We start from the raw sequence: 4,795 nt of genomic DNA, 5'->3' as shown, positions 1-4,795 counted from the left end.
GTGGGGCGCGGCGCGCCCGCGCCGCGATGGAGAACGCCAGGCGCCGCGCCGCGGGCGGCCAGCAGGCGGCCTCGAGGGAGGCGTCGACGGCGTTCTCCGACGGGGTGCCGCTGCCCCCGGAGCCCGACGAGGGTGAGTCGTCCGCCCCGCCCGAGGACAGCGAGCCGGAGCGCCCCGCGGACCGTCGCCCCGAGCCGCCCCGGCCCGCCGGCCCGCCGGCCGGCGGGGCGCCTGAGGACGGCTCGGATCCGTTCGCCGCGGCCGTCTCGCTCGTCGAGCGGGAGCTGGGCGGAAAACCCATCTAGCGCCGGGTAGCATGGCCCGGGTAATCCCATCCGCCCACGCACGACCCGAGGAAGGGCATCCCCGATGAGCGACACCCCCGACATGCAGCAGATCCTCCAGCAGGCCCAGCAGATGCAGGCGCAGCTGCAGGCCGCCCAGCAGGAGATCGTCAACTCCGTGGTCACCGGAACCGCCGGCGGCGGGCTCGTGTCCGTCAGCCTGAGCGGCAACGGCCAGGTCCGCGGCGTCGAGATCGACCCCAAGGTCGTCGACCCCGAGGACGTCGACACGCTCCAGGACCTCATCCAGGGCGCGTTCGAGGACGCGAGCGCGAAGATCTCCTCTCTGGCGGAGGAGAAGATGGGCCCGCTCTCCCAGGGGCTGCCCGGCGACGGGCTGGGCGGGCTGCTCGGCTAGCCGCTGCCGGCCGCCCCGGTCTCCGGGGCGGCGGGCTTGTCATGTCTTTAGCGAAGGAGGACTGACCCGAAGGTGTACGAGGGTCCACTGCAGGATCTCATCGACGAGCTCTCTCGGCTCCCCGGGGTGGGGCCGAAGTCGGCGCAGCGCATCGCGTTTCACCTGCTGCGCGCCGAGCCCGAGGACATCGGCCGGCTCGTCGAGGCCCTCGAGCGGGTGCGCGACGGGATCAGCTTCTGCCGCATCTGCCACAACGTCGCCGAGGGCGACGTGTGCCGGATCTGCGCCGACTCGGGCCGCGACCGGGGCACGATCTGCGTCGTGGAGGAGCCCAAGGACATCCAGGTCATCGAGCGCACCGGCGAGTTCAACGCCCGCTACCACGTGCTCGGCGGGGCGCTCGACCCGCTGGCGAGCGTCGGCCCGAAGCAGCTCAACATCTCCAGCCTGCTCAAGCGCATCGGCGGGGTGCTGCCCGACCGGGAGCTCGCCGACTCCACGCCCGAGAACCCGCACCTCGACGACGCCCCGGAGATCACCGAGGTGATCCTTGCGACCGACCCGAACACGGAGGGGGAGGCGACCGCCTCCTACCTCGTGCGGCTGCTCAAGGACTTCCCGGGGTTGAAGATCTCGAAGCTGGCCTCGGGCATGCCGCTGGGCGGGGACTTAGAGTTCGTCGACGAGCTCACCCTGTCGCGCGCGCTGAGCGGTCGCGTCGGCGTCGGCGCCTAGCTAGAAGGAGCGGCGCCCGAAGGCGCGCGGACGAGAACGGCCCCCGCCCGACCCGGTTAATCCGGGCCTGGCGGGGGCCGTCGCCGCGTCCCCGGGACCCGGTGGAGCGGGTCCGGGGCCGGGGCGGGGGAGCCCGCTTTCCTAGCGGTGCTGGAGCCGCTCGAGGCGCAGCCGGTCGACCGCGGGGATCTCTAAGGGCTCGAGGTTCTCCGGGCGCACGCCGAGCGCCCGGGCGAGCAGCAGGTCCGCGAGCTGCGGGTTCCGCGCGAGCGCCGGGCCGTGCATGTAGGTCGCGATCACGCTGTCCTGCACGGCGCCCTCCGCGACGCGCTGCGCGGACGCGTCGCTCAGCGCCGCGGCGCTGTTGGCGTCGGTGTTGCCGGTGCCCGTGGTGATCGTCCCGAGCGGGCGGGCGTTCGGGCCCAGGATGGTGCCGCCGATGTGGTTCTCGAAGCCGGTGAGCGGCTCGGTGAGCGAGGCGGTGATCCCCTTCTTCGTCGGGGTGGAAGCCACCTCGCCGATGGCGCGCTTGTCGAGCGCGGTCGTCGTGACGTCCAGGAGCCCGAGCCCGTCGACGACGCGGTTGCCGGCGCGGAACGACTCGCCCAGGACCTGCAGGCCCGCGCACACCGCGAAGATGGGCGCGCCCTTGAACGCCGCGCGGGTGAGCCCGCCGTCGGCGATGAGGTGCTCCGCGGCGATGATCTGCGCGGAGTCCTCCCCGCCGCCGAGGGTGTAGAGGTCGAGGCTGTCGGGCACCGCCTCGGAGACCGGCAGCCTGATGATCTCGGCGTCGATGCCGCGCATCCGGGCGCGCTGGCGCAAGACCAGGGCGTTGCCGTCGTCGCCGTAGGTGCCCAGCACGTCGGGCAGGACGAGGCCGATGCGGAGGGTGTCCATGTGCGTGTAAGCCGCCTTCCTGGAGCGTGTGAGCTAGCTTAAGACTGCCGGCCGGCGCCGGTCTTCTCCTCGGCGCGGGAGCGGCGCGCGATCGCGCGCCGAAGGTCGCGGAACGCCGTGTAGTTGGCGAGCACCTCGACCCGCCCAGGCGGGCAGGCGTCGATCGCGTCGAGCGAGTCGGGGACCTGCTCGTGGTCGATGCCGGCGTAGACGAGCCGCACCGCGAGGTCCGTGGAGCGTTCCCCGGCGGCCTTGACCGCCACGTCGTCCAAGTCCTCGAAGGTGACGTCCCACAGCCACGAGAGGTCCGTGCCGTCGGCGACCTGCCCGTTGACGGCGATGACGAGGCCCTCGGCGCGGCGGTCGACCATGGCGAGCGCCTCCTGCCAGCCGGCGGGGTTCTTCGCGAGGAGGAGGTGCACGTCGTGTTCGCCGACCCGCACCGTCGAGTAGCGGCCCGCGACGTCGGTGACGCCCTCGGCGGCGGTCTTTGCCGCCTCGAGGTCGACGCCGAAGCCCTCGACCGCGGCGGCGATCGCCTGCGCGGCGTTGCCGCGGTTCGCCGCGCCCGGCAGCCGGAGATTGAGCGGCACGCGGCCCTTCGGCGTGAGAAGCCCGTCCTCGTCGACCGACCAGGTCGGCTCGGGGCGGGCGAACTCCCGCCCGTCGGGCAAAAGCTTCGTCGAGCGCCAGCCGGACTCGTCGTGGACGATGGTGCCGCCGGTGCGGGGGCACGAGGTGGAGTCGCCCACCCACGAGCCGCCCGCGGAGACCCACACGACGTTCTTCGCGTCGAGCGCCGCGGAGGTGACGAGCACGTCGTCGCAGTTCGCGACGATCGTCGCGTCCGGGTGGGCCTCGACGGTGGCGCGCAGCGCGCGCTCGATCTTGTTGATCTCCCCGACGCGGTCGAGCTGGTCGCGCGTGAGGTTGAGCAGGACGATGACCTCGGGCTCGACGCGCTCCGCGACCTTCGGCACGTGGAGCTCGTCGACCTCGAAGACAAGCCGCGCGGCCCCCGGGGAGGCCAGCAGCGCGGAGATGATGCCGGCGTCCATGTTGTCGCCGCCGTCGTTGGTGGCCACGGAGTGCTCCGCGCCGACCGCGGCGGCGAACATCCGGGTGGTCGTCGACTTGCCATTCGTGCCCGTGACGAGCGCGGCGGGCCGGCCGCCGGCGAGGCTGCCCATGATCGTCGGGTCGATGGCCTGGGCCACGAGCCCGCCGATCATGCCGCCCGCGCCGCGGCCCGTGGCCCGCGACGCCATCGTCGCCAGCCGCGCCGCGCCCACCGCGGCCCGCTCGCGCAGCCGCCCGAAAAGGGGGCGTTTCTTCGCACTCATGGGGGCAGATTCTACCGCGCCCCGGGCCCCCGCCGGCCACCCGGCGGGCGGCCGAGGCTAGGGCATCCGGGAGAGCGCCTCGAGGAACGCGACGTCCGACATGAGCGGGATGCCCTTGCGGTGCGCGTGCAGCGACTTGCCGGTGAGCTCCGAGTGGGTGGTGACGTTGCACACCACGAGCGAGGTCTCGCGGGAGACCTTCTCCCTGAAGTTCAGGCCGGCCGCGGTGAGCGGCGGGATGATCTCCTCGGGCGGCAGGCGGGTCTCCGGGGCGAGGACGACCTCCATGCCGGGCACGAGCTCCCGGCCCGGCTCGTAGCGGCCCGGGTTGGGCGCCCCGCCGGGCGCGGCGTGCGCCTCGACGCGGAAGGACTCGCGCTGCAGGCCGAACTCGTCGGCGCGCAGCTCGCCGGGCCGGTGGCTCGAGACCGGCAGGCCCTCATCCTCGCCGGAGACGAACCGCGCGCCGAGCGCGGCGAGCAGCTCGGTCTCGCCGCGGGTGACGTCGTGCTCGCTTAAGCGTGCCCGCTCGATCGTCGCGTCGGCGGGCTCCGCGTCGAGGCCCGCGGCGCGCGCCACCGTGGCCAGCCTGTTGTCGGGGAGCACGAGCTCGCGGCGCCTCGCGGTCGCGAGCGTGTCGACGATCGCCCCGGGCTTGGGCACGTGGCCCACCTTCTGGCGGCGCCCGCCCTTCGGCCCGCGCCGGTTGGCGCGCGCGGCCTTCGCCATGGCGCGTTTCGCCTCGGAGACAATAAAGCCCCAGGAGCGGGCCGCGTCGTGGACGACGAGGGTGCGCCCGTCGATGAGCCGGTCGAGGGCCTTGAGCACCTTCCCGAAGCCCGGCTCCGAGGCGACGTCCTCGGGGCTCAGGCCGTGCTCGTGGCGCGGGCCGATGTCGGAGCCCGGGCCCGGGTTGACGAGCCGGCGGAACGGCTCGCCGGTCGAGCCGTCCGCAGCGAACGGGATCGCGTCGAGCGCGACGACCCGCGCGGTGGCTGGGTGGATGCCCGTGGCGTGCACGGTGAGCGCCACGTAGGGGAACTCGCCGCCGGACTGGCGGGGCGCCGGGGCGGACTGGCCGCGCCGGCCGCGGCGCCGCCTCGAGCGGCGCGGGC

The 4,795-nt window shown here is 74.1% G+C and carries 4 protein-coding genes and 2 pseudogenes; 3 read left to right on the top strand and 3 right to left on the bottom strand.

All coding sequences use genetic code 11. The features are described from left to right. The 3 genes and pseudogenes from HMPREF9719_RS08290 to HMPREF9719_RS08280 all read left to right on the top strand — a co-directional run. Nucleotides 1-305 (top strand): annotated as a pseudogene (locus HMPREF9719_RS08290) (hypothetical protein); the annotation flags it as partial. Between the two features lie 64 nt (nucleotides 306-369). Next, complete coding sequence (locus HMPREF9719_RS08285; protein WP_004601546.1) at nucleotides 370-702, top strand: YbaB/EbfC family nucleoid-associated protein; 333 nt, start codon at nucleotides 370-372, stop codon at nucleotides 700-702. A gap of 72 nt (nucleotides 703-774) precedes the next feature. Further along, entirely contained in the window at nucleotides 775-1,437 is a 663-nt protein-coding gene (locus HMPREF9719_RS08280) for a recombination mediator RecR (protein ID WP_004601545.1), read from the top strand. Between the two features lie 141 nt (nucleotides 1,438-1,578). Here the strand turns inward: HMPREF9719_RS08280 and HMPREF9719_RS08275 are convergent, their stop codons facing one another. From HMPREF9719_RS08275 to HMPREF9719_RS08265, 3 genes and pseudogenes are all read right to left on the bottom strand, one after another. Continuing rightward, nucleotides 1,579-2,337: a type 1 glutamine amidotransferase gene (locus tag HMPREF9719_RS08275; protein ID WP_004601544.1), complete on the bottom strand. Its 759-nt coding sequence runs from the start codon at nucleotides 2,335-2,337 to the stop codon at nucleotides 1,579-1,581. Nucleotides 2,338-2,375: 38 nt separating this feature from the next. Next, the gene (locus HMPREF9719_RS08270) at nucleotides 2,376-3,680 is read right to left on the bottom strand and encodes a MurT ligase domain-containing protein (RefSeq protein ID WP_004601543.1); all 1,305 of its coding nucleotides are present in this window, start codon (nucleotides 3,678-3,680) and stop codon (nucleotides 2,376-2,378) included. Nucleotides 3,681-3,737: 57 nt separating this feature from the next. Next, nucleotides 3,738-4,795, bottom strand: a pseudogene (locus HMPREF9719_RS08265) (DNA polymerase III subunit epsilon); the annotation flags it as partial.

This window comes from Corynebacterium otitidis ATCC 51513, from assembly GCF_000296405.1.
In the GTDB taxonomy this organism is placed as follows: Bacteria; Actinomycetota; Actinomycetes; order Mycobacteriales; family Mycobacteriaceae; genus Corynebacterium; species Corynebacterium otitidis.
The sequence above is the reverse complement of the archived record's forward strand: the minus strand, read 5'-3'. Positions and strand labels throughout refer to the sequence as shown.

Excerpts from the sequence above, each read along its gene's own strand:
- HMPREF9719_RS08285 (WP_004601546.1), top strand. The coding sequence starts at position 370 with ATGAGCGACACCCCCGACATGCAGCAGATCCTCCAGCAGGCCCAGCAG.
- HMPREF9719_RS08275 (WP_004601544.1), bottom strand. The coding sequence starts at position 2,337 with ATGGACACCCTCCGCATCGGCCTCGTCCTGCCCGACGTGCTGGGCACC.
- HMPREF9719_RS08270 (WP_004601543.1), bottom strand. The coding sequence starts at position 3,680 with ATGAGTGCGAAGAAACGCCCCCTTTTCGGGCGGCTGCGCGAGCGGGCC.